Genomic DNA, 22805 nt, shown 5'->3' on the forward strand with positions numbered 1-22805 from the left:
CTCCGGTCACGAGAGTTGGGGCGAGCTGGGGCCGGCCGGCCTGCCCCAGCCGCGCTCGACCGATCGGCGGCATCGGGCGGGCCCGTCTCCCGCGCTGGTGAACAGGGCGGTCAGCATGGGGACCCCGTGAACAAGGGTCCGGTGTGGCAGGGGGCCTGTGGCGACGAGGGATGCGAGTCCGTGGCCGATGGTCCAGCTCTGTGTTGCCAGTTCCAGCGGGTCGACCTCGTCACGGAAGCGGCCGCTCGCCTTGGCCCGCTCGATGGCCTCGACGAGCCGGTGGAGGGTTTCGTCTGCGGCGCCGGTGTCTTCGAGGTCGAAACCCGCGTCGAACATGACGCGGTACAGGTCAGGGGTTTCCAGGGCGTTGGCCACGTAGGCGCCACCCAGGGCGGCGAGGTCTCGTACCGGGTCCGCCGACATCTTGACGGCTGCGAGACGGGTGGCCAGGCGGGTGAAGCCTTCTTGTCGCAGCGCTTTCCAGAGACCGTCCATACCGCCGAAGTACGTGTAGACGGCCATCGTTGACACGCCGGTTCCGGCGACCAGGGTGCGCAGGGTGACCGGTTGCCTCGTCCGCAGCATCTGACCGGCCCTCTCAAGGAGCAGGGAGCGGACCGCTGGATCTTTCGTCCTTGCCATCCGCCACACAATACATAGCATCGCTATGCTTTGATGAGGGCTGATCTTGCTGCTCCTGACCCAAGAGGAAGAGGCCGTTCATGCCGGTGACGCTGTTCAACCCCGAGGGATTGCCGAAGCCCGAGGCCTACCGGCAGTTGTCGGTCGCCACCGGTTCGAAGCTGGCGTTCCTCGCGGGACAGGTCGCGCGCGACGCCGACGGCCGGCCCGTGGGCCAAGGGGACCTCGCCGCTCAGGTCGAGCAGTGCTACCTCAACATCGCCACCGCCCTGGCCGCGATCGGCGGCTCCTTCGACGACGTGGCGAAACTGACCGTCTACGTCGTCGACTGGAGCCCCGAGAAGATGCCGCTGCTGGGCGAGGGCGTGGGCCGGGCGGCAGCGAAGCTGGGCATCGACCCGGTCAAGCCGATCACCCTGCTGGGCGTCGCGGCGCTGGGAGAACCGGACCTCCTGGTCGAGGTCGAAGCCACCGCGGTCATCGAATAGCCGTAGCACTGCGAGCAGGGAGACTCCACGCTCGGCCCCGCGCCCCGCGCCGCGCCCTCGGTGCGGGGCCGGGTCCTTCCTGCGGCTACGCCTGGCGACGGCATCCGGCGAGGAGGGTCGCGACCATGCGCCCGGCGTCGGCCCGGTCGTAGTCGGGGCCGGTGATGCAGAGGTTCCCGATGGCGCGCATGAGCGTGTAGGCGGTGACGTCCGGGGCGATCTCGTCGGCGGCGACGCAGGCGTCGAGCAGCGTGGCGCAGGCCGGGACCAGGGTGTCGAGCATGAGGGCGTGGAGGTTCTCCAGCCCGGGATCACCGGATCCCAGGGCGGCGCCGAGGCCGTGCTTCGTCACCAGGAACTCCACGAACGCGTCCGCCCAGCCGGTCAGGGCGGTGAACGGGGAGGCCGATTCATCCAGGAGCCGGGGCGCGAGTGCGGCGCAGATGTCGATCTGGTGCCGGTAGACGGCGGTGACGAGGTCCGCCCGTGTCGGGAAGTTCCGGTAGATCGTGCCGATGCCGACGCCGGCGCGTTCGGCGATGTCACGGATGGGGGCCTGGACGCCCTGGCCCACGAAGACCGCCGCTGCCGCCGCCAGCACGCCGTCGCGGGTGCGCTGCGCCTGCGCCTGGCGTACTCCGACCGACTCCGGCACGAGGCTCTCCCTTTACTCGCGGAACAATGTTCCGCTAAGTTGGCGGAACGGTGCTCCGCCAAAGTATGGCAGAGCCATCCCGTGGAGAAAGCACAGGTCTCCCATGCCTTCCAGCCACCTCGGCCCAGACCCCGATCTCGACCGCGACGGCCAGCGCGACCAGCGCGACCAGCGCGACCAGCGCGACCAGCGGATCGTCGCGGTCAAGCCCATCACCGTTCCCACGCCCGGCCGCGCCCTCGACCTCCAGGTGAAGGTCACCGCCCCGGTGTCGGGCCACCACCTTCCCGTCATCGTCTTCTCCCACGGCAACGCCTGGTCCATGGACGGATACGGACCCCTCGCAGACCGGTGGGCGGCCGCCGGATTCGTCGTCGTACAGCCCACCCACCTGGACTCCCGCCGCAACGGCATCGGGTGGGACGATCCGCGCTTCGCCACCGTCTGGCGCGTCCGGATCGCCGACCTCCACGCGGTCCTCGACGGCCTCGGCGACATCCTTGTCCAGGCCGGCGGCCTGGAGACCCGCGTCGATCATGAGCGCATCGCGGTCGTCGGCCACTCCTGGGGCGCGCAGACCGCCGGGGCAATCCTCGGCGCGCGTGTGCTGGACGCCGACGGGGTTCCCGGAGAGGACTTCTCCCACCCCGCCGTGTCGGCCGGCGCGCTGATCGCCGCTACCGGAACCGGCGACACCCTCACCCCGTTCGCGGCCGCACACCTTCCGTTCATGAGGCCGGACTACTCCACCATGACCACCCCGGCCCTGGTCGTCGCGGGCGGCAAGGACCGGTCCCAGCTCTCCACCCGGGGGCCGGACTGGTTCACCGATGCCTACCACCTCAGCCCGTCCCCGAAGAGCCTGCTCACCATCGCCGAGGGCGAGCACACCCTGGGCGGCCTCGCCGGCGAGGCGGTCGCCGAGACCACCGACGAGGACCCCGCCCGCGTCGCCCTCGTCGCCGACGCGGTCTCCGCCTACCTCCTCGACGCCCTCAAGCTCGACCACGCCGCGTGGAGCGCCCTCGACAACTCCGCTGCGGCCGACGACGGCACATGGAGCGTCGTCGCCAAGTGAACCCGTGGGCGACACGTGAGCCTGTGGCCGCCTGGCGGCATGACCCGGCGGCGGTCAGCCGGCACGCACCCCTCGCAGGACGGTCTCCGCCACCTCTGCGGGCACGACACCCGTCGTGTCGATCTCCCGGGCCTCCCGGCGGAGCCACGGCAGGGCCCGCTCGTAGTCGGTCAGATGGTCCAGCCGCCACTGGCGGGCGCCGGCGCTCTCGGGTGCGCTGTCGGTCTCGATGCGTTCGACGAGCGTGTCCCGGTCCGTGTGCAGCAGGACGTGGTGCACGGGGATACCGGCCCGTGTCAGACCGGCGTGGATCTCCTGCCAGTACGGCTCGACCAGAACCGTCTGCGTGACCACCAGCGTTCCGCCCACATGGTCGAGCACCTGCCGCGCGGTCTCCACCACCAGGCCCCGCCAGGGCGGGAAGTCCTGGAAGTCCTTCTCCGGCACGCCGAGCACGTGCCAGAGCATCTCGCCGACCTTCTCGGTGTCGAACAGCCGGGAGTCCGGGAGGAGCGAGGTCACCTCCTTCGCGGTGGTGGTCTTTCCCGCGCCGAAGGTTCCGTTCAGCCAGATGATCATCGCTCCACTCTAGGCGCGGCCGAGCTCTCCGGGTCCGGCGCGGCCGAATACTCCGCGCCCCGGAGCGACCGTTACCCGTAGGTTCGGACACATCCGTCGTGACGACGGACCGACCTACGTATCAGGGAGCCCGCATGGCAACCGTTCACCGCACCACCATGGAGCCCACCAAGCTGGAGCTGCTCACCGGCTGGCTGCCGAAGCAGAGTTGGTACGCGGGCTCCGGGGAGACGCCGGAGCTGGTCAAGGCCGGCGGGTTCCGGCTGGACGACCCGGAAGGGGAGGTCGGGATCGAGTTCATGGTCGTGGCGGACACGGCCGGGCAGGAGCCGGTGGCGTATCTGGTGCCGCTGGGCTACCGCGGCGCGGCGTTGGAGGGTGCCCCCGAGGAGGCGCTGATCGGCACCTCCGAGCACGGGGTGCTCGGCACCCGGTGGATCTACGACGGCGCCCACGACCCGGTGGTGCTGGCACGGCTGCGCGCCCTTCTCCGCGGCGAGGCGAAGCCGCAGCAGCAGAGTGTGAGCGACACCCCCGACCCGACCGTCATCGTGTACGGGGTCGGTGCCGACCAGGGCGCCGACGTCCGGATCAACCGCGTCCTGCGGGCGACGGAAGCCGAGCAGGGGTCTCCGGGGAGTCTCGTCGCCGGCTGGACCTGGCCGGACGGAACAGCCGTACGGGGAGAGCTGGCGGCCGTCGCGCCGCAGTAGCGTCCGTCACTCCCGCCGTGGGCGGGGCCCATACGAACGGCCCCCGGCGCCGCGCCGGGGGCCGTCGGGAGGAGGCGTTACGGCAGGTTGCGCGCCATCACGATGCGCTGGACCTGATTCGTACCTTCGTAGATCTGGGTGCTCTATGGCATACATTCACCTGACCTGCCAAAACACCCCACAAGTGAGGTAGCCGCCCAGGATTCCCCCAGGATCGGTCCAGAAGCGGTGCTCTGGCACGTTGGTTACGTGACCAGCCTGCCACTCACTCTGGGGAAGACGAGTACCTTTCGACACTGGCCCGTCCCGTGGAGCGGTCGAGTAGGCGGAGCTCCCAGGGTCCACTGTTCACGTCGAAGTCCTTCCCGAAGCCGACCCACTTGCCTGCCATGCGGCGGCCTGTCGGCTCGATCAGTAGCTGGACGGCACCGTGGTAACGGGCGCCGTGGTAGTAGCCGTCCACCGCCGTCTGTTCCGTCCACGTGCCTGTGATGATGTTCCGGTCCACGGACAGGTCCAGAGACAGAGGACTGTCCGGGTTGGTCGACGCTCCAGGCAAGCTCTGGGCTGTCAGCCTGTTGCCGTGCTGGACGATGACGACATGGTGCTTGCAGTCGAACGTCTCGTCACGGCTGGACGAGTAGAACTCGTACCGAGACAGCCAGATCCCCGCGTACTCGCCTTGCGTCTCCGGCTCCGGGCTTGTGACGGCACTGGTCGTGCCGACTTCTCCAGCTTCCATGTCGTGGCCTCCTGCGCCGTCTGAGTGGACGCGTGTCATAGGGATCGCAAACCCCAGCGACTCGGGGGCGCGGCCAGTGAACTGTTTCAGCGCTCGCGCGTACAGGGGGCGGCACGTCCTGGTCTTCCCGGACTCCCAGCGTTGCACGAGTCGCTTGGAAGCGTCGTTCGGTTCGCCCAGTTCTTCCCCCGCGCCACGTAATCCCTGGCGAACTCGTCTTGGCTCAGGTTCATCGACTTGCGTACGGAGGTGAGTACGTCGTTGGGAACTCGGTCACGCTCGGGCGTAGTCGTCATGGTCCGAGGCTAGCCAGGCAGCACCTCGAATGACACCGGTTTGACGCCCTCTGAGTGACACCGACATGACGCCTGAGGGTTGCCTCGAACGTCGCCGCGATGGTCGAGGTTAATCCGGAGCATGGTCGACATGTCCATCCGCATCAGCGCCTACAAGGTGACAGCCGACGGTACGCAGACCGAGCCTCGAACCCTGTACGAGGGTGAGGGCGGGGAGCCCCTCGCGACTGGCGTGATGCCCCCGTGCCTGTGTCCCAGGTGCAGACGCGGACGGCATGAACGGAGCACGTCGGACATCCAACTACGTGGAGGCAAGCCAGCATGAATACGGCAGTAGTGATCCGCGACCCGAAGACGTACGTCACGCCGGACGTGTGGGAGCGGGAGGTAGCCCTTCTCCTCCGGAACCCGGAGAACACACGCGAACTGGCGGAAGCCAAGTTCGGGCAGGCCATCGCCTACCTGGTCACGTGCGGCGAGAACCCGGACCTTCTCACGGGTCCGTCCGAGCAGGTGGACGAGGCGTGGCACTCGTTCATGCTCGACTCGATCCCCTATCACCACTTCACCAACCGGCACTTCGGCCGGTACATCCACCACGTTCCCGAGCTTCCGGGAACGGCTGCCGGGGTCCAATGCCTCAGCGACGACGAGGCGACGCGGGACGGGCACGACTCCAGGACCGGCGGCCCGCTGGTCCTGGAGCAGACGATCAAGGCCATCAAGGCGGCCGGGTTCGCGATCGCCCCCGACCTGTGGGGCATGGAGAGTGCAGCCGACTGCAACCAGTGCCATGCCGGGTGCCACGACTCACCCAAGTAGACTGCATAGCCGTTGAGTTGGGGCCTACCCCGTACGTTGGGAGTAGGCCCCTTCCGCTGGAAAGGATCACCGCATGTCATTGGCTGAGTCCTGGGACAAATACGCGGTCGGAAGCAAGCCGCGCAGGGCAGTGAACGCCACGGGCGAGACGACGTGGCTGAACTGGACTCAGTACGCCGATCACGGACCGAACGAGAGCGTTCTAGGCCCCGTCGCCGGACGTCGGGTGCTGGAACTCGGCTCAGGCAGCGGGAGCAACCTGGCACATCTGGTCACGCTCGGCGCGACGGGTCTGGGAGTGGACGTTGCGCCTGCTCGCGAAACTGTCGCGAAGGAGCGTTGGGCCGGCCTGGCGGGTCTTGAGTTTCGCACGGCAGAGGTGACGGCATTTCTGAGCGAGACGGACGAGACCTTTGACGTCGTGCTCTCCATCTTCGGCGCCGTGTGGTTCGTCGATCCGCGCACCCTGCTACCGCTGATTCGGTCCCGTATGGCTTCGGGGGGCACTCTCGCGTTCTCCCACCTCCCCGCCGGAAGCCAAGATGTGAAGCCGGGCGGGGCGGGGTTGCGTCACAACCACAGCCTCGACGCATGGGAACACCTACTCACAGGCCACGGATTCGCGGCAGTGTCAGCATCACTGATCGATCCGCCGCAGGGCATGACCGTGGGCACGATGCTCGTACGCGCGCTGGCGTGCTGACCGCGCATGACAGCCCTTGGGTGGCGTGCCACCCCACGCGCCGAACCGGCACGCGGGTACTTCAGTAGTGTCCAGGGCTGGACGAATGAGACAGCGTCATCCGACAGGCCCCTTCGGTTCGAGTTCGGCGAAGTCCTCGTGGAGCGCGTCGAGATGGCGGCCCGTCGGCGCTCCGGCCGGGTTCAGCTCCGCCAGCCGCCAGCCGGGCAGCTGCGCCTCGACCTCCGCCGGGAGCGACCCGTCCGCCGGGTCCGCCAGGGCGTGCAGCACCCCGAACGCGGTCTCCCTGGCGACCTCGCGGGCCAGTGCGCCGAGATCCTCGGGGGTGAGCCCGGCCGCGAGGGCCCGGTCGACGGCGTCGGCCGCCGCCCCGTCGCTGCGGTAGGCGTCGACCCATTGCGGGGCCGCCGTGCCCCAGGCGTCGATGTCCTGCCACACCGTCCGCAGGAGGCGGTAGCGGGCAAGCTGCGGCAGCCCCTCCTCCGCCTCGGACTCGGCCCAGTCGTGGGCGTCGCCATCCGCCCCCAGCGCGGCGAAGAGGGCGGTCAGCCTGTCGAGTTCGGTCATGGGGAGGGAGGCTACCGGCCGAGGCCGGGGTGTGGCGGGGGGCGGTGCGCGGTGCGGGGCCGATGAGTTTTCGCGGAGTGTGCGGTCTGTACTTCCGTAAGACTGAGAGGCGACGCCGGGCACCGACCGGGCCCCGCAACGACACAGCCAGGAGACCTGATGCGCACCCTGATCAGCACCGCCTTCGTTTCGCTCGACGGCGTCATGGAGGCCCCGGGCGGCGAGCCCGGCTACCGGAACTCGGGGTGGACGTTCAAGGACGTGGAGTTCCTGCCGGAGGCGTACGAGCTCAAGAGCCGGGAGCAGGACGAGGCCACGGCCCTGCTGCTGGGCCGGGCGAGCTACGAGGCGTTCAGCCCGGTGTGGCCGGGCATGGAGGAGTTCACGGGGTACAAGGCGATGCCGAAGTACGTCGTCTCCACCCAGCTGACCGACGGCGACCTGGTGTCCGACTGGGGCGAGACCACGATCCTGCGGTCGCTCGACGAGGTCGCCGCCCTGAAGGAGACCGAGGGCGGCCCGATCATCGTCCACGGCAGCACCGAGCTGAACCGGAACCTCGCGGACGCCGGCCTGATCGACCGTTACCACCTGCTCGTCTTCCCGCTCCTGCTCGGCGCGGGGAAGCGCCTGTTCAGCGCGACGGACAAGGACGCGCAGAAGCTGAAGCTGGTCGAGCACGAGGCGTACGCCAACGGCATCCAGAAGAACGTCTTCGAGGTCGTCCGCTGACGTGGCGGCAACCGCCGGGCCCGCCCGCCCTCCTCAGCCCGTGCCCACGGAGAAGGGGCGGGCCCGCTCCTCCAGGAGGGCCGTCAGTTCCTTGCGGTCGACTTTCCGTTGCGGATCAGAGGCAGGGCGTCGAGCACCGGACAGCGGCGCGGAATCTTGAACGCGACGAACCTCTCGAAGAGGACCTCCCCGTGATCCGTCTCCTGCCCGGCGGGGGCGCTCATGCGGAGGCCTCCGCCCCGGGAGCAGGCTGCGCCGGGGCCTTCGGGGGCGCGGTGACCCGTACCCCGATCAGCAGGGGCAGGACGGCCAGGGCGCAGACTCCGCAGAGCACGCCGATCGTGGTGAAGGAGAAGCTGCCCTGGAGGAGGGCCGCCGCGATACTGGTGGCCAGCGTCATTCCGGCGTACTGGGCCGAGCCGTTGAGGGCCAGTGCGGTGCCGCGCATCTCCGGGCGCAGCTCGCTCACCAGGGTGTTGAGGACCGGCTGGCCCACGCCGACAGCGGTTCCCCACAGGATGAACACGATGAGCACGGGGACGAGGTGCTCGCCGATCAACGGTACGGCGCTCACCCCCGCGGCGGCGACCAGCGCGGCGGCGACGAGCACGCGGCGCTTGCCCAGCCGGTCGGCGATCCGTCCGCCGAGGAGGGCGCCGGCCATGCTGCCCGCCCCGGACCCCATGATCGCGAATCCGGTCTGGGCCTCGTTGAAGCCGAAGCGCTCGGCGAAGAAGATGCCGATGTTGGAGAACATGCCGTACAGGGCGGCGCTCCACAGCAGCGTCGAGCCCAGTACGCAGAGCAGGGCGGGTGTGGTGACGGCGCGGCGGATCATGCCGAAGTAGCTCGCCACCGGGTTGCCCGGAGCTCGCTCCTGCGGATCCTTGGGGGCCATGACCGGGAGCCGTACCAGAACCATCAGGTAGACGGCGGCAGCGACGACCGCGACGGCGACGAACGCGGCGCGCCAGCTCATCAGGTAGGCGAGGTAGGCGCCGAGCGGTACGCCGAGCACGGTGGAGCTGAGCAGTCCGGCCACGACGATGCCCATGATCTTGCCGCGCTTCTCGAACGGGAAGTTCTCGGCGATCATGGCGTAGACGCTGGGCATGATCATGGCCGAGCCGAGGCCGGCCACGGCACGGCTGATCAGGATGACGGTGAAGTCGCCGCCCAGGCCGGTGAGCACGTTGGCCAGCGCGAAGATCACCAGGCCGGTGCAGAGAATCCGGCGCCGTCCCAGACGGTCCGACATCGCACCGCACAGCGGTGCCACGAGGGCGAAGAGCAGCGCGTAGGCACTGACGAACAGACCGCCCGCACGGGCGGCCGTGTCCGTGTCGGCGGCGATCTCGGGAATCAGCGGAACCGTGATCATCGAGTCGAGGCCGACGAGGAACGCGCTGCACACGGCAACGGCCAGCACACGGCCCGGCAGGACCGGGGCCGATGTGGGGGTGGTCATGAGGAACAGTCCTTCGGTCGTCTTGGGGGCCCGCTCACACGCGGGACGGGATGCGCCTGGTACGCAGTCCACGACCACGGTCGCGGCGGTGACGGAGTCCGTGGCGAGGGCGGCGGCCGGCTGCGCCGGGAAGACGTAGTGCTGGACGCTCTCCCCGGCGGCCGAGGCCGCGCCGGTGGCGCCGACCGGCACCCGACCGACCTGGAACAGCGCGCCGTGGAAGGTACGGCGGTCCCCGCCGATCCGGTCACCGGTGACACGACGGGAGACGGCGGAGTCCACCGAGGCGACGGTGGTCCGCCGACCCGAAGTCGTGCCCCTGGTGGTACGTCCGCCCATGGGCGACCAGGCCGATACGGGCGGGGCCCCACCCGGTGTCGGCGAGCACGCGGCCGACGGCTCGAACAGCCATCTCGGGCGCCGCCAGGTCTTCCGGGACCGGCACCTCCGTGGATGCCGGCTCCTCGGGGTCAGCGGCCGTCAGGCGTCCGGCGGAAACCATCTCGCTCACGCTTTCCCGGCCGTCGGTAATCCACGTGGGGGCGTCCAGCAATAATGACGACGCCAAATTCACTGAAGCCTCTCCCCCGTTTTCAGCGGTGCGCAGCAATATGCGCACTTGGCGCCGCCCCATGGACCAGAGATCATTACTCCCACCGGCGCTCTTCGCCTCGGACCCTGTCAAGAACCCAGTCGGCCTGTCAAGGCAAATCCTGTGGAGCGACCCCGCCCTGTGGGCAATGGCGCAAGTGCATTGCTTCATCTCCCACGAAACGGAATGTTTTTCTTTACCGATATGGCGCCCCGACAAGGCAGCAGCCCAGGGAGAGAGCGAAAGCGGAACGGATCCGACCGCCTCCCATTCGAGAATCGGCCATATCTTGAGCAGTCGGCTCGCCCCTCGATCCCCGGCGTTCGGCCCACGGAACGGCCGAGCGGAGACCACGGCAATAGAATGGCATCGCAACACATGTGCGGGCATGGTGACGGTCGTCAACAACAGGTCGGTCAGAGATTAATTCCAGGCTTCCCACCGCGGAAATAAGCCGCACGCTTCCGCCCACAACGACAAAGCCCCCGGAGCGATTCCGGGGGCTTTGTCGTGTCGACGGGTCAGCAGCCGTTTCCGGCCCTGGCCGAGAACACCGTTACGGCAGGTTGCGCGCCATCACGATGCGCTGGACCTGGTTCGTGCCTTCGTAGATCTGGGTGATCTTGGCGTCGCGCATCATGCGCTCCACCGGGTAGTCCCGCGTGTAGCCGTAGCCGCCGAGCAGCTGGACGGCGTCCGTGGTGACCTCCATGGCGACGTCGGAGGCGAAGCACTTGGCGGCGGCGCCGAAGAACGTGAGGTCGCCGTCGACGCGCTGGGACTTGGCGGCGGCCGAGTAGGTGAGCTGACGGGCCGCCTCCAGCTTCATCGCCATGTCGGCGAGCATGAACTGGATGCCCTGGAAGTCCGCGATCGGCTTGCCGAACTGCTTGCGCTCCTGGACGTACCCCTTGGCGTAGTCCAGCGCGCCCTGGGCGATGCCGAGGGCCTGGGCCGCGATGGTGATGCGGGTGTGGTCCAGGGTCTTCATCGCGGTGGCGAAGCCGGTGCCCTCCTCGCCGATCATCCGGTCGGCGGGGATGCGCACGTTGTCGAAGTAGACCTCGCGGGTCGGAGAGCCCTTGATGCCGAGCTTCTTCTCCGGGGCGCCGAAGGAGACGCCCTCGTCGGACTTCTCGACGACGAACGCGGAGATGCCCTTGGAGCGCTTGGCCGGGTCGGTGACGGCCATGACCGTGTAGTACTCGGAGACGCCCGCGTTGGTGATCCAGCGCTTCACGCCGTTGAGGACCCAGAAGTCTCCGTCGCGCACGGCCTTCGTCTTCATGCCCGCCGCGTCCGAGCCGGCGTCCGGCTCGGAGAGGGCGTACGAGAACATCGCGTCGCCCTTGGCGAGCGGGCTCAGGTACTTGCGCTTCAGCTCCTCGGAGCCGGAGAGGATCACCGGGAGCGAGCCGAGCTTGTTGACCGCCGGGATCAGGGAGGAGGAGGCACAGGCGCGGGCCACCTCCTCGATCACGATGACCGTGGCGAGCGCGTCGGCGCCGGCGCCGCCGTACTCCTCCGGGACGTGGACGGCGTGCAGGTCCGAGGCGACCAGGGCGTCCAGCGCCTCCTGCGGGAAGCGGCTCTCCTCGTCGACCGCGGCGGCGAAGGGGGCGATCTTCGTCTCGGCGAGCGCGCGGATGGTCTCGCGGAGCATGTCGTGCTCCTCGGCCGGACGGTACAGGTCGAAATCGGTCGAACCCGCCAAGACGCTCACTCCCCAGATGCTAACTACCGTTAAGTAACCCAATTTTAGTGCGCCGGCCGCCGGACGGCATACGTTCCGCGTACGTGAGCTTGCCGACAGGGGTAGGACATATCCGGCGCAGCGGACAGATCGAGCGGTGAATTCCGGCCTTCCGCTGCCCGACTATGCTCGGTCCGCACGTCCGTCCGCATCTCCCAGGAGCACTCCATGGCCCTCAGGATCACTGTGATCGGCACCGGCTATCTCGGTGCCACCCATGCCGCGGCCATGGCCGAGCTGGGCTTCGAGGTCCTGGGGCTCGATGTCGTGCCGGAGAAGATCGAGCTGCTCTCCTCCGGCCGCGTGCCGATGTACGAGCCGGGTCTTGAGGAGATGCTCCAGCGGCACGTCGCCGGTATCGAGGGATCCACCGGGCGGCTGCGCTTCACCACCTCCTGGGAGGAGGTCGGGGAGTTCGGCGACGTCCACTTCGTCTGTGTGAACACCCCGCAGAAGCACGGCGAGTACGCCTGCGACATGAGCTACGTCGACAGCGCCTTCGACTCGCTTGCACCGCACCTGACCCGGCCCGCGCTGGTCGTCGGCAAGTCGACCGTCCCGGTGGGCTCCGCCGCCCGCCTCGCCGCCCGCCTCGCGGAGCTCGCTCCGGCGGGCGCCGACGCCGAGCTGGCCTGGAACCCGGAGTTCCTCCGCGAGGGCTTCGCCGTGAAGGACACCCTGCACCCCGACCGGATCGTCGTCGGCGTCGCGAGCGAGGGGGCCGAGAAGCTGCTGCGCGAGGTGTACGCCGGGCCGGTGGCCGAGGGCTCGCCGTTCGTGGTGACGGACTTCCCGACCGCCGAGCTGGTGAAGACCTCCGCCAACTCCTTTCTGGCCACCAAGATCTCCTTCATCAACGCGATGGCCGAGGTGTGCGAGGCCGCCGACGGGGACGTCGTGAAGCTCGCGGAGGCCATCGGGCACGACGACCGCATCGGGAAGAAGTTCCTGCGGGCCGGGATCGGCTTCGGCGGCGGCTGCCTGCCCAAGGACATCCGCGCCTTCATGGCGCGCGCCGGCGAGCTGGGCGCGGACCAGGCGCTCACCTTCCTCCGCGAGGTCGACTCCATCAACATGCGCCGCCGCGGCCACATGGTGGAGCTGGCCCGGGAGGCGGTCGGCGGCGACTCGTTCCTCGGCAAGCGGGTGGCGGTGCTGGGCGCGGCGTTCAAGCCCGACTCCGACGACGTACGCGACTCCCCCGCGCTCAACGTCGCCGGGCAGATCCACCTCCAGGGCGGCCAGGTGACCGTGTTCGACCCGAAGGGGATGGACAACGCCCGCCGCCTGTTCCCGACGCTCGGCTACGCGGACTCCGCGCTGGAGGCGGTGCGCGGGGCGGACGTGGTGCTGCACCTCACCGAGTGGCGCGAGTTCCGCGAGCTGGACCCGGCGGAGCTGGGCGAGGTGGCCGCCCGCCGGATCATCCTGGACGGCCGCAACGCCCTGGACAGCGCGGTGTGGCGCGAGGCCGGGTGGACGTACCGGGCGATGGGCCGCCCGAAGGCCTGAAGGCCGGCGCCACCACCACCGCCGTGAGGGCGAGCGCTTCGGGGCGCTCACCCCCACGGCGCTCACCCCCACGACGCCGGGCGCCGAGGCCTGCCGACGTCAGCCGAGCGGGCCGTCCAGCTCCGCGATCGTCGCGTGGGACGGGCCGCGCCGGCTCTGCTCGTCGCGGGCCACGGCTTCCGCGTCGCGCAGCACCCGTACGGTGTTGCGCCAGGTCAGCTTGGCGAGGTCGCCCTCGGACCACTTCCGCCGCAGCAGCTCCGCGATGAGGTTCGGGTAGCCGGAGACGTCCTCCAGGCCGCGCGGGGTGAACGCCGTGCCGTCGTAGTCGCCGCCGATGCCGATGTGGTCGACGCCCGCGACCGCGCGCAGGTGGTCGAGGTGGTCCGCGACGGTCGAGACGGTGGCCTCGGGGCGCGGGTTCGCCGCCTCGAAGTCCTCGTGGACGCGCATCGCGGTCGGGGTGGTGTCGAGGTGGTGCAGTCCGTGCTCGCGCATGTTGCGGTCGGCGGCCAGGGTCCAGGCGACCGCCTCGGGCAGCACGAACTTCGGGACGAAGGTCGCCATCGCGACGCCGCCGTTGGCCGGGAGGGCCGCGAGCACGTCGTCGGGGATGTTGCGCGGGTGGTCGCAGACGGCGCGGGCCGAGGAGTGCGAGAAGATCACCGGCGCGGTGCTGGTGGCGAGCGCGTCGCGCATGACGCCGTCCGCGACGTGGCTGAGGTCGACCAGCATGCCGACGCGGTTCATCTCGCGGACGACCTCGTGGCCGAAGGCGGAGAGGCCGCCGAGGCGCGGCAGGTCCGTGGCGCTGTCGGCCCAGTCGATGTTGTCGTTGTGGGTGAGCGTCAGGTAGCGGACGCCCAGGTCGTACAGGGCGCGCAGGGTGCCCAGCGAGTTGTTGATGGAGTGGCCGCCCTCGGCGCCCATCAGGGAGGCGATCCGGCCCTCGGCGCGGGCCTTCTCCAGGTCGTCGGCGGTGAGCGCGCGGCGCAGACGCGTCGGGTAGCGGGCGATCAGCTCGCCGACGACGTCGATCTGTTCCAGGGTGGCGCTGACGGCCGCGTCGCCGGTCAGGTCGGTGCGGACGTACACCGACCAGAACTGGCCGCCGACCCCGCCGGCCCGCAGCCGGTTCAGGTCGGTGTGGAGCAGGCCGCGCTGGTCGGCGGCGATGTCCCGGGCGTCGAGGTCGTAGCCGACCTGTTCGCGCAGGGCCCAGGGGAGGTCGTTGTGGCCGTCGACGACGGGGTGGACGGCGAGGATCTCGCGGGCCCGCTCCAGGTAGGCGTCGTTCATGTGGCCGCCCCCTACTTTCCGAAGCCGAAGGAGTCCGCGCCCTGGACCTTGGCGCGCAGACGTTTGCCCTTCTCGGTGGCCTGGTCGTTCAGCTCCTGCAGGAACTCCTGCATCCGCTCCTGGAGCGCGGGGTCCGACGCGGCGAGGATCCGCGCGGCCAGCAGGCCGGCGTTGCGCGCGCCGCCGACGGAGACCGTGGCGACGGGGACCCCGGCCGGCATCTGGACGATGGAGAGCAGACTGTCCATGCCGTCCAGGTACTTCAGCGGCACGGGAACACCGATGACCGGCAGCGGGGTGACCGAGGCCAGCATGCCGGGCAGCGCGGCCGCGCCGCCCGCGCCCGCGACGATCGCCTTGAGGCCCCGGCCCGCGGCCGCGTCACCGTAGGCGATCATCTCGCGCGCCATGCGGTGGGCGGAGACGACGTCGACCTCGTAGGGGATCTCGAACTCGTCGAGCGCCTTGGCGGCGGCCTCCATGACGGGCCAGTCGGAGTCCGAGCCCATGACGATGCCGACGAGAGGGGCGGCGGGGGATCCGGTGCCGGGAGAAGTCATTCGGTGATCGTTCCTCGCAGGTAGTCGGCCGCGTGCCGGGCGCGCTCCCGCACGTCCGCCAGGTCATCGCCGTAGGTGTTGACGTGTCCGACCTTGCGGCCGGGCTTCACGTCCTTGCCGTACATGTGGATCTTGAGCTGCGGGTCGCGGGCCATGCAGTGCAGATACGCCTGGTACATGTCCGGGTAGTCGCCGCCCAGGACGTTGCACATGACCGTCCAGGGGGCGCGCGGGCGCGGGTCGCCGAGGGGGAGGTCGAGGACCGCCCGCACGTGGTTGGCGAACTGGGAGGTGATCGCGCCGTCCATGGTCCAGTGGCCCGAGTTGTGCGGGCGCATCGCCAGCTCGTTGACCAGGATGCCGGGCTTCCCGTCGGGTCCGCGGGTCTCGAACAGCTCGACCGCGAGGTGTCCGACGACGCCCAGCTCGGCGGCGATGCGCAGCGCGAGCTGCTGGGCCTCGCCGGCCAGTGCCTCGTCCAGTTCGGGGGCGGGGGCGATCACCGTGTCGCAGACGCCGTCCACCTGGATGGACTCGACGACCGGGTAAGCGACGGCCTGTCCGTGCGGCGAGCGGACGATGTTCGCCGCCAGCTCCCGTACGAAGTCGACCTTCTCCTCCGCGAGGACCGGGACCCCGGCGCGGAACGGCTCGGCCGCGTCCGCCTCGGAGCGGACCACCCACACGCCCTTGCCGTCGTAACCGCCGCGCACGGTCTTGAGGATGACGGGGAAGCCCCCGGCCTCCTCCGCGAACGCGGCGGCGTCGGCCGGGTCGCTCACGATGCGGTGGCGGGGGCAGGGGGCGCCGATCTCCAGGAGCTTGGCGCGCATCACCCCCTTGTCCTGGGCGTGCACCAGGGCATCGGGGCCGGGGCGCACGGGGATGCCGTCCGCCTCCAGGGCCCGCAGATGCTCGGTCGGCACGTGCTCGTGATCGAAGGTGATCACGTCGCAGCCGCGCGCGAAGGCGCGCAGCGTGTCCAGGTCGCGGTAGTCGCCGATGACGACCTCGCTCACCACCTGGGCCGCCGAATCCTGGGGGGTGTCACTGAGCAGCTTGAATTTCAGGCCGAGGGGGATACCCGCCTCGTGGGTCATGCGGGCGAGCTGACCGCCGCCGACCATGCCGACTACCGGGAACGTCACGTCCCCAAGGATATCCGCCACGCCGGTGCTTCCCGGACGGCCGTACGGATGCCGTGCGGCCACGACCCCCGCGGACTCACGGGCGTCACACGGGTGGGCTGGTTAGCATGGCGGAGTTGACGTGCTTGCGTCGACACGTCTTCCAGACGCCTTCCGACGGACGGGGCCAGCGATCACCATGAGCGAACGGGGCGCACTGCGGACCCGGCTTGAGCTGCTGGCCCGGGAGGTCGCCAAGTTCGGCGCGGTCGGCGCTTTCGGCCTGCTGGTCAACATCGCGGTCTTCAACCTGCTGCGGCACACGACGGACCTCCAGGTGGTCCGGGCGAGCGTGGTGGCGACGTCCGTCGCGATCCTCTTCAACTACGTGGGCTTCCGCTACTGGACCTACCGGGACCGCGACAAGACCGGCCGGACCCGTGAGCTGGCCCTCTTCCTGCTGTTCAGCGCGGCGGGCGCGGTGATCGAGACGGGCGTGCTGTACCTGGCGACGTACGGCTTCGGCTGGAACACCCCGGTGCAGAGCAATGTCTTCAAGATCGTCGGTATCGGGGTCGCGACCCTGTTCCGCTTCTGGTCCTACCGGACCTGGGTCTTCAAAACTCTGCCCGCCAAGGAGGCCGTGCTCAACGCGGAACGGTTTCTGGAGCAGCGCAGGCCGGCGGAAGAGCGGGTAACGCCCGACGCCGTACGGAACTGAACCGGCGCCCGACCCCGTACGGAACTGAACCGGCGCCCGGCCCCGTACGGAACTGGCCCGCGGCACCTCTGCTGGACTGACCCGCGGCACCTCTGCGGAACTGGCGGCACCTCTACAAAACTGACCCGCCGCCCGTACGGGAACCGGTTCGCCGCGTCCGTCGTTGTTCAGCGCACCGGGCGCTCAGGGGACCTGCGGTCGACCGGGACCCGGCTGAGGAAGAGCGCGAAGACCGCCGGGTGCTGCTGGAGCAGCTCCAGCCGGCCGCCGTCCGCCTCCGAGAGGTCGCGGGCGACGGCCAGGCCGATGCCGGTGGAGTTGCGGCCGCTGATGGTCCGCTCGAAGATCCGCGCCCCCAGTTCGGCGGGGACGCCGGGGCCCTCGTCGGTGACCTCGATGACCGCCTGGTTGCCGGTGACCCGGGTGCGCAGGGCGACGGTGCCGCCGCCGTGCATGAGGGAGTTCTCGATCAGCGCCGCCAGGACCTGGGCGACCGCGCCCGGGGTGCCGACGGCCTTCAGCCCGTGCTTGCCGGAGCAGACCAGTGCGCGGCCGGCGCTGCGGTAGGCGGGGCGCCACTCCTCGATCTGCTGTTTGACGATCTCGTCGAGGTCGAAGACGACGGCGGAGCCGGTGCGCGGGTCGCGGGAGTTCGTCAGGAGCCGTTCGACGACGTCGGTGAGACGCTCGACCTGGGTGAGGGCGATGTTCGCCTCCTCCTTCACCGTGTCCGGGTCGTCGGTGACGGAGATCTCCTCGATCCGCATGGAGAGGGCGGTCAGCGGCGTCCGGAGTTGGTGCGAGGCGTCCGCGGCGAGCCGGCGTTCGGCGGTCAGCATCCGGGCGATCCGCTCGGCCGAGGAGTCCAGGACGTCGGCGACCCGGTCCAGCTCGGGCACCCCGTACCGCTTGTGGCGCGGGCGGGGGTCCCCGGAGCCGAGGCGCTCCGCGGTCTCGGCGAGGTCGGTGAGCGGGGAGGCCAGCCGGTTCGCCTGGCGTACGGCGAGCAGCACGGCCGAGACGATCGCCAGCAGCGCCACCGCACCGATGATCAGGAGCGTGCGCCCGACCTCGCGGGTGACGGCCGAGCGGGACTCCTCGACGGTGACGGTCTCGCCCTGCTCACCGGTCTCGACGGCGCGCAGGACGCTGCCGACGGGTCGCTCGCCGACGGCGATGGGCTCGCGGCCGGGGATCTCGACCAGGGCGTACCGCTTGGGGTCGATCTGCTCGGCCAGCACCCCGGGATTGATCCGCTCCGCGCCCAGCAGCCGGCTGTCGACCACGCTGATCAGCCGGAGCGCCTCGGACTCGACGCTCTCCTGGGCGCTGGCGCTGATGGTGCGCGTCTCGACGATCACCAGCGAGACGCCGAAGACGGCGATGACGACGAGCACCACGGCGAGCGTGGAGTTGATCAGCCGGCGGCGCATACCCGCCTCTTCAGGTCGTCGGAACGCACGTGGCCACCCGCGTCGGGGTGGTGTCCGGAGCGGTCTTCAGCGTGCATGGGGGCTTCGGGTGCATGCGGGGTTCCGGAGCATGAGGGTTTCGGGTGCATGCGGGGTTCGGGTGCATGGGGGTTTCGTACGTCAGCTCTTCTCGAACCGGAAGCCGACGCCCCGGACGGTGGCGATATAGCGCGGATTGGCGGCGTCGTCGCCGAGCTTCTTGCGCAGCCAGGAGATGTGCATGTCGAGGGTCTTGGTGGAGGACCACCAGGTGGTGTCCCAGACCTCGCGCATCAGCTGGTCGCGGGTGACGACCCGGCCGGCGTCCCGGACCAGGACCCTCAGCAGGTCGAACTCCTTGGCGGTGAGCTGCAGTTCCTCCTCGCCCATCCAGGCCCGGTGCGACTCGACGTCGATCCTGACCCCGTGGGTGGCGGGCTGGGGAACGGGCTCGGAGGCCCCGCGGCGCAGCAGGGCGCGGACCCGGGCGAGCAGCTCGGCGAGCCGGAACGGCTTGGTGACGTAGTCGTCGGCGCCCGCGTCCAGGCCGACGACCGTGTCGACCTCGTCGGCGCGGGCCGTCAGGACCAGGATCGGAATGGTGTGGCCGCCGGCCCGGAGCCTGCGGGCGACTTCGAGACCGTCCATCCCGGGCAGCCCCAGGTCGAGGACGACCAGGTCGATGCCGCCCTGGAGTCCGGCGTCGAGCGCGGTCGGACCGTCCTGGCGGACCTCGACCTCGTAGCCCTCCCGACGCAGTGCGCGGGCCAGTGGCTCCGAGATGGATGCGTCGTCCTCGGCGAGCAGTACACGGGTCATGGGCTGATGGTAGTCCGGACGGGGGGTCCGAGGTGAGGCCTACGACGTCACCTGCGGGTCAGCACCATAAAGCGGACGGGGACCTTTGAATATGGGAGTGTGGTTCCACCCGGGCCTGTGATCCATGTCTCAAGTCCTTCCATATCCTGCCGTGTCGTGTCGTATGGTGTCCCAACGCCTGTTGCACCACTCAAGGACCTTTGGGCAGCCATGAGCGCCAAGGGTCTCTTTTGTGTGCGGGGCCGGTTCCCGCCGGCTCCTGAGTGAATGACCTGTGAGCCGGGCCCGGAGCGCGAGGACGCGCGACGGGCGTGGATCCCGACGCGGTTCTTCCCCGCTCCGCCGCCGTATCTCCGTCAGGAGCCCGGCCGCACGGAGCACGTCCCCCGCAGGCGTGGGGCCGGGGTATGCCGCGCCGGTGCCGGCTGCCCCCCACCGGGCGCGTACAGCTCACGAGGCGTCGCGTCCCGACCAGCAAGGATCGACCATGGCGTCCAGCCTGACGAAGGACTCGCCCAGTTCCGGCGAGAAGACCTTCTTCGGCCACCCCCGCGGTATGGCCACCCTGTTCATGACGGAGATGTGGGAACGCTTCTCCTTCTACGGGATGCGCGCCATCCTCACCCTTTACTTGGTGGCCGCCGTGCTCGACGGCCCCCTTGAGGACCGGGAGGCGCTCGCCGCCTCCATCTACGGTGTCTACAACGCCGTCGTCTACATGGCCGCGATGCCCGGCGGCTGGGTCGCCGACCGCCTCTGGGGCGCCCGCAAGGCCGTACTGGTCGGCGGGATCGTCATCGCACTCGGCCACTTCGCGCTCGCGCTGCCGAGCGACATCGCGTTCTTCTTCGGTCTCGCGCTGATCGCGGTCGGTACGGGTCTGCTGAAGCCGAACATCTCGGCGATGGTGGGCGCGCTCTACGAGGGCCAGTCCAGCGCCCGCCGTGACGCCGGTTTCACCCTCTTCTACATGGCGATCAACATCGGTGGCTTCGCCGCTCCGCTGCTGGTCGGCTACCTCGGCGAGAACGTCAACTGGCACCTCGGCTTCGGTGTCGCCGGTGTGGGTATGACCTTCGCGGTCATCCAGTACGTGCTCGGCTCCAAGCACCTCGGTGACATCGGCAAGCTGCCCGCGAAGCCCGCCTCGCCGGAGGAGCGGCGGTCGATGCTGCGCAAGGTGGGCCTGTGGTCCGGCGTCGCGGTCGCCGCGCTGCTGATCGACCTGGCCCTGGGCACGTACGACATCGAGCACATCGTCAACGTCCTGGCCGTGCTGGGCGTCGTCGTGCCGGTCGTCTACTTCATCACGATCTTCCGGGACCCGGCGCTCACCAAGGAGGACCGGCCGAAGATCAAGGCGTACGTGTGGTTCTTCATCACGGCCGTGCTCTTCTGGATGATCTACGACCAGTCCGGATCTCTGCTGACGATCTTCGCGGACAACAAGACGGACCGCTTCATCGGCGGCTGGGAGTTCCCGGCCTCCTGGCTGCAGTCGGTCAACCCCGCACTGGTCATCATCCTGGCCCCGATCTTCGCCACGATCTGGGTCAAGCTGGCCACACGCAACCGTGAACCCAGCACCCCGATGAAGTTCGCACTGGCGATGCTCCTCATCGGCGGCTCGTTCGGCATCATGGGCCTGGCGGGCGCGGCCGCCGCGAACAGCGAGACCGGCAAGGTCACCGTCTTCTGGCTGCTCGCCGTCTACCTGGCGCAGACCATGGGCGAGATGTGCCTCTCCCCGGTCGGCCTGTCGCTGTCCACGAAGCTGGCGCCGAAGATGTTCATGGGCCAGATCATGGGCCTGTGGTTCCTGGCCACGTCGACGGGCAACGCCCTGAACGGCTGGACCACGAAGCTCAACGCCCCGCTGGGCGACGCCGCGTACTACACGTTGCAGGCGGCCGTGGCCGTCGCGGCGGGCATCGCCTTCATCGTGGCGGGACGCAAGATCCGCGCCCTCATGGGCAACGTCAAGTAGCTGCCCGGTCCCGCTCACGCTCGGGACACGACAGCGGTGATGCGGGCACGTTCTGAGCATGACGGGGGCCCCGCCCGGAGAAACGTTCTCCGGGCGGGGCCCCCGCTCGTGGTCCGGCTCAGCGGGCGCCGCGCAGCCTCCGCCACGGGGTGAACGTGAACACCGCGCCGCCCAGCAGGATCGCCGTGCCGGCGACCAGGCCGAGCGCCCTCAGCGCGCCGTCGTCCTCGGCCCCGGTGGCGGCCAGGCCGCCGCCGGAGTCCGTGCCGCCGCCGGACGCCGCGACTCCGCCGGAGTCCGCCGCGCCGCCGCTCCCGCCGCCTCCGGACGCGCCGCCCGGCTGGGCGGAGGTGTCCAGCTCCAGGGAGACGGCCACGCCCGCGGGCGGGGTGCAGGTGGTCGTCGTACCGGCGGCCATCACCGTGAGGACGCCGGGGCTGAGCGTGGACGTGCCGCTCGCGCCGGGCTTGTACGTGCCGGTGAGGTCGGGGATCTCGATCGGGGCGCCGGTCTTGATGACCTCCTTGTTCACCGGTCCTTCGACCTTGACCGTGCCCTTGTCCGCACCGCCGAGCTCGACGTCCATGGACGGCTTCACCTGGCCCGCCGGGATGTCGATCGGGCTGTCCATCACGGACTTGCTGAACGCCACCGTCAGGTCGTAGTCGCCGCCGCTCTTGCTGGCGCTGATCCTGACCGGTGAGGTGGCGTTCTTGTCCCCGATCGGGGTCTTGCACGCGTAGGCGACGGACACCTCCTTGCCGGGGAAGTCGGTCTCCCCGCCCCCGCCGCCGGTGCTGCCGCCGGATGTCGTGCCGCCGGACGTGGTTCCTCCGGTGTCGGCGCCGCCGGAGGAGGCGCCTCCGGCGTCCGTGCCGCCGCTGTCCGCGCCTCCGGAGGTCGTACCTCCGGATGTTGCACCTCCGGATGTTGCACCTCCGGATGTCGTGCCGCCCGTGGTAGAGCCGCCGCCCTCGGTGACCTTGATCGTGGCGCCCGCCCGCACCTCTTCCTTCGGCGCGCACTTGGTGTCCGTGGAGATCGGCTTGGACACGTTGATGTCGTACGCGCCCGGCGTCAGGGTGATCTCCCCCGCGGTCTCCAGCTTGAGCGTGCCCTTCATGTCGGGCAGCACCATGGGGCTGTTCTTGGGGATCGGCGGGTTCTGCCGGGGGCCCTCCAGCTTCAGTTCGCCGCTCGCCGAACCGCCGAGGGTGACGGTTCCGGTCGGTTTGACGGTGTCCGCTGCCAGATCCAGCACGTCCGGGTTCTTGGACGCGGCCTCGACCGTCTTCCAGACGATCTCGATCTCGTCGCCCACCTTCGCCTCGGCCGGCACGGTCAGCTCCACCTTCGTGGTGCCCTGCACCGCGGGCAGTCCCGAGATCGGCGGCGGAACGCACTCCGTCGCGTAACTGACCTCGGCGGCCTGGACCGGACTCGCGGCCATCAGGATGCCCGCGCCGCCGAGCATCAGCGCGACTCCGGCCGCGCTCATC

Annotated in this window: 22 protein-coding genes and 1 pseudogene; 9 read left to right on the top strand and 14 right to left on the bottom strand. The window is 69.8% G+C overall.

What is annotated here, in order from left to right:
* Positions 1–6: 6 nt before the first annotated feature.
* On the bottom strand, positions 7–642 hold the full coding sequence (locus D581_RS0132405) for a TetR/AcrR family transcriptional regulator (protein ID WP_078625989.1): 636 nt from the start codon (positions 640–642) through the stop codon (positions 7–9).
* A gap of 80 nt (positions 643–722) precedes the next feature.
* On the opposite strand from D581_RS0132405, the gene D581_RS0132410 reads away from it, so the two are divergent.
* Complete coding sequence (locus D581_RS0132410; RefSeq protein WP_018961277.1) at positions 723–1130, top strand: RidA family protein; 408 nt, start codon at positions 723–725, stop codon at positions 1128–1130.
* Between the two features lie 85 nt (positions 1131–1215).
* Here the strand turns inward: D581_RS0132410 and D581_RS0132415 are convergent, their stop codons facing one another.
* The gene (locus D581_RS0132415) at positions 1216–1785 is read right to left on the bottom strand and encodes a TetR/AcrR family transcriptional regulator (RefSeq protein WP_018961278.1); all 570 of its coding nucleotides are present in this window, start codon (positions 1783–1785) and stop codon (positions 1216–1218) included.
* Between the two features lie 103 nt (positions 1786–1888).
* On the opposite strand from D581_RS0132415, the gene D581_RS0132420 reads away from it, so the two are divergent.
* A complete protein-coding gene (locus tag D581_RS0132420; RefSeq protein WP_018961279.1) occupies positions 1889–2863 on the top strand; it encodes an alpha/beta hydrolase family protein in 975 nt (324 codons plus the stop codon).
* Positions 2864–2917: 54 nt separating this feature from the next.
* On the opposite strand, the gene D581_RS0132425 is transcribed toward D581_RS0132420, so the two are convergent.
* Positions 2918–3442: a P-loop nucleotide/nucleoside kinase family protein gene (locus tag D581_RS0132425; RefSeq protein ID WP_018961280.1), complete on the bottom strand. Its 525-nt coding sequence runs from the start codon at positions 3440–3442 to the stop codon at positions 2918–2920.
* Between the two features lie 134 nt (positions 3443–3576).
* Here D581_RS0132425 and D581_RS0132430 point away from each other — a divergent pair, with 134 nt between their 5' ends.
* Positions 3577–4155, top strand: a complete 579-nt coding sequence (locus tag D581_RS0132430) for a maltokinase N-terminal cap-like domain-containing protein (RefSeq protein WP_018961281.1) — start codon at positions 3577–3579, stop codon at positions 4153–4155.
* Positions 4156–4420: 265 nt separating this feature from the next.
* Here D581_RS0132430 and D581_RS1000000138750 read toward each other — a convergent pair.
* Positions 4421–5193 (bottom strand): annotated as a pseudogene (locus D581_RS1000000138750) (helix-turn-helix domain-containing protein).
* A gap of 321 nt (positions 5194–5514) precedes the next feature.
* Between D581_RS1000000138750 and D581_RS0132440 the strand changes: the two are divergent.
* Positions 5515–6015, top strand: coding sequence for a glycine-rich domain-containing protein (locus D581_RS0132440; protein WP_486585906.1), 501 nt, complete (start codon positions 5515–5517; stop codon positions 6013–6015).
* Between the two features lie 73 nt (positions 6016–6088).
* On the top strand, positions 6089–6718 hold the full coding sequence (locus tag D581_RS0132445) for a class I SAM-dependent methyltransferase (protein ID WP_018961284.1): 630 nt from the start codon (positions 6089–6091) through the stop codon (positions 6716–6718).
* Positions 6719–6814: 96 nt separating this feature from the next.
* On the opposite strand, the gene D581_RS0132450 is transcribed toward D581_RS0132445, so the two are convergent.
* Positions 6815–7285: a hypothetical protein gene (locus D581_RS0132450; RefSeq protein WP_018961285.1), complete on the bottom strand. Its 471-nt coding sequence runs from the start codon at positions 7283–7285 to the stop codon at positions 6815–6817.
* Between the two features lie 159 nt (positions 7286–7444).
* Here D581_RS0132450 and D581_RS0132455 point away from each other — a divergent pair, with 159 nt between their 5' ends.
* Complete coding sequence (locus D581_RS0132455; protein WP_018961286.1) at positions 7445–8017, top strand: dihydrofolate reductase family protein; 573 nt, start codon at positions 7445–7447, stop codon at positions 8015–8017.
* An 83-nt stretch (positions 8018–8100) separates the two neighbouring features.
* Here the strand turns inward: D581_RS0132455 and D581_RS1000000141460 are convergent, their stop codons facing one another.
* The 3 genes from D581_RS1000000141460 to D581_RS0132475 form a co-directional block, all read right to left on the bottom strand.
* Positions 8101–8241 carry a hypothetical protein gene (locus D581_RS1000000141460; RefSeq protein ID WP_018961287.1) on the bottom strand — a complete coding sequence of 47 codons (141 nt, stop codon included), beginning with the start codon at positions 8239–8241 and terminating at the stop codon, positions 8101–8103.
* Positions 8238–9767: an MFS transporter gene (locus D581_RS0132465; RefSeq protein ID WP_018961288.1), complete on the bottom strand. Its 1530-nt coding sequence runs from the start codon at positions 9765–9767 to the stop codon at positions 8238–8240. The genes D581_RS1000000141460 and D581_RS0132465 overlap by 4 nt, the downstream gene beginning before the upstream one ends.
* A gap of 866 nt (positions 9768–10633) precedes the next feature.
* Positions 10634–11791, bottom strand: coding sequence for an acyl-CoA dehydrogenase (locus D581_RS0132475; RefSeq protein ID WP_018961290.1), 1158 nt, complete (start codon positions 11789–11791; stop codon positions 10634–10636).
* Positions 11792–11998: 207 nt separating this feature from the next.
* On the opposite strand from D581_RS0132475, the gene D581_RS0132480 reads away from it, so the two are divergent.
* Positions 11999–13342: a UDP-glucose dehydrogenase family protein gene (locus tag D581_RS0132480; RefSeq protein WP_018961291.1), complete on the top strand. Its 1344-nt coding sequence runs from the start codon at positions 11999–12001 to the stop codon at positions 13340–13342.
* A 99-nt stretch (positions 13343–13441) separates the two neighbouring features.
* On the opposite strand, the gene D581_RS0132485 is transcribed toward D581_RS0132480, so the two are convergent.
* From D581_RS0132485 to D581_RS0132495, 3 genes are read right to left on the bottom strand one after another with little or no spacing between them, the layout of a single operon-like run.
* Positions 13442–14641 (bottom strand): dipeptidase, encoded by a 1200-nt coding sequence (locus D581_RS0132485; protein WP_018961292.1) that lies wholly within the window; start codon positions 14639–14641, stop codon positions 13442–13444.
* 11 nt (positions 14642–14652) lie between these two features.
* The gene (purE, locus tag D581_RS0132490; RefSeq protein ID WP_007450124.1) at positions 14653–15201 is read right to left on the bottom strand and encodes a 5-(carboxyamino)imidazole ribonucleotide mutase; all 549 of its coding nucleotides are present in this window, start codon (positions 15199–15201) and stop codon (positions 14653–14655) included.
* Positions 15198–16349, bottom strand: coding sequence for a 5-(carboxyamino)imidazole ribonucleotide synthase (locus D581_RS0132495; protein ID WP_018961293.1), 1152 nt, complete (start codon positions 16347–16349; stop codon positions 15198–15200). Before D581_RS0132495 ends, purE begins: the two co-directional genes overlap by 4 nt.
* A gap of 178 nt (positions 16350–16527) precedes the next feature.
* On the opposite strand from D581_RS0132495, the gene D581_RS0132500 reads away from it, so the two are divergent.
* Positions 16528–17049 carry a GtrA family protein gene (locus D581_RS0132500; RefSeq protein WP_018961294.1) on the top strand — a complete coding sequence of 174 codons (522 nt, stop codon included), beginning with the start codon at positions 16528–16530 and terminating at the stop codon, positions 17047–17049.
* A gap of 167 nt (positions 17050–17216) precedes the next feature.
* Here D581_RS0132500 and D581_RS0132505 read toward each other — a convergent pair whose 3' ends face one another.
* Together D581_RS0132505 and D581_RS0132510 are read right to left on the bottom strand one after the other, a co-directional pair.
* Positions 17217–18482: an ATP-binding protein gene (locus D581_RS0132505; protein ID WP_018961295.1), complete on the bottom strand. Its 1266-nt coding sequence runs from the start codon at positions 18480–18482 to the stop codon at positions 17217–17219.
* 159 nt (positions 18483–18641) lie between these two features.
* Positions 18642–19319, bottom strand: a complete 678-nt coding sequence (locus tag D581_RS0132510) for a response regulator transcription factor (protein ID WP_007450117.1) — start codon at positions 19317–19319, stop codon at positions 18642–18644.
* Between the two features lie 487 nt (positions 19320–19806).
* Between D581_RS0132510 and D581_RS0132515 the strand changes: the two genes are divergently transcribed.
* Positions 19807–21306, top strand: coding sequence for a peptide MFS transporter (locus tag D581_RS0132515; protein ID WP_018961296.1), 1500 nt, complete (start codon positions 19807–19809; stop codon positions 21304–21306).
* A 118-nt stretch (positions 21307–21424) separates the two neighbouring features.
* Here the strand turns inward: D581_RS0132515 and D581_RS0132520 are convergent, their stop codons facing one another.
* Positions 21425–22804 (bottom strand): hypothetical protein, encoded by a 1380-nt coding sequence (locus D581_RS0132520; RefSeq protein WP_018961297.1) that lies wholly within the window; start codon positions 22802–22804, stop codon positions 21425–21427.
* Position 22805: the final 1 nt, after the last annotated feature.

The organism is Streptomyces sp. CNB091 (assembly GCF_000377965.1).

Coding starts and splice junctions, on each gene's coding strand:
- D581_RS0132405 (WP_078625989.1), bottom strand. CDS start 642: ATGGCAAGGACGAAAGATCCAGCGGTCCGCTCCCTGCTCCTTGAGAGG.
- D581_RS0132410 (WP_018961277.1), top strand. CDS start 723: ATGCCGGTGACGCTGTTCAACCCCGAGGGATTGCCGAAGCCCGAGGCC.
- D581_RS0132420 (WP_018961279.1), top strand. CDS start 1,889: ATGCCTTCCAGCCACCTCGGCCCAGACCCCGATCTCGACCGCGACGGC.
- D581_RS0132425 (WP_018961280.1), bottom strand. CDS start 3,442: ATGATCATCTGGCTGAACGGAACCTTCGGCGCGGGAAAGACCACCACC.
- D581_RS0132430 (WP_018961281.1), top strand. CDS start 3,577: ATGGCAACCGTTCACCGCACCACCATGGAGCCCACCAAGCTGGAGCTG.
- D581_RS0132440 (WP_486585906.1), top strand. CDS start 5,515: ATGAATACGGCAGTAGTGATCCGCGACCCGAAGACGTACGTCACGCCG.
- D581_RS0132445 (WP_018961284.1), top strand. CDS start 6,089: ATGTCATTGGCTGAGTCCTGGGACAAATACGCGGTCGGAAGCAAGCCG.
- D581_RS0132450 (WP_018961285.1), bottom strand. CDS start 7,285: ATGACCGAACTCGACAGGCTGACCGCCCTCTTCGCCGCGCTGGGGGCG.
- D581_RS0132455 (WP_018961286.1), top strand. CDS start 7,445: ATGCGCACCCTGATCAGCACCGCCTTCGTTTCGCTCGACGGCGTCATG.
- D581_RS1000000141460 (WP_018961287.1), bottom strand. CDS start 8,241: ATGAGCGCCCCCGCCGGGCAGGAGACGGATCACGGGGAGGTCCTCTTC.
- D581_RS0132480 (WP_018961291.1), top strand. CDS start 11,999: ATGGCCCTCAGGATCACTGTGATCGGCACCGGCTATCTCGGTGCCACC.
- D581_RS0132485 (WP_018961292.1), bottom strand. CDS start 14,641: ATGAACGACGCCTACCTGGAGCGGGCCCGCGAGATCCTCGCCGTCCAC.
- purE (WP_007450124.1), bottom strand. CDS start 15,201: ATGACTTCTCCCGGCACCGGATCCCCCGCCGCCCCTCTCGTCGGCATC.
- D581_RS0132500 (WP_018961294.1), top strand. CDS start 16,528: ATGAGCGAACGGGGCGCACTGCGGACCCGGCTTGAGCTGCTGGCCCGG.
- D581_RS0132505 (WP_018961295.1), bottom strand. CDS start 18,482: ATGCGCCGCCGGCTGATCAACTCCACGCTCGCCGTGGTGCTCGTCGTC.
- D581_RS0132510 (WP_007450117.1), bottom strand. CDS start 19,319: ATGACCCGTGTACTGCTCGCCGAGGACGACGCATCCATCTCGGAGCCA.
- D581_RS0132515 (WP_018961296.1), top strand. CDS start 19,807: ATGGCGTCCAGCCTGACGAAGGACTCGCCCAGTTCCGGCGAGAAGACC.
- D581_RS0132520 (WP_018961297.1), bottom strand. CDS start 22,804: ATGAGCGCGGCCGGAGTCGCGCTGATGCTCGGCGGCGCGGGCATCCTG.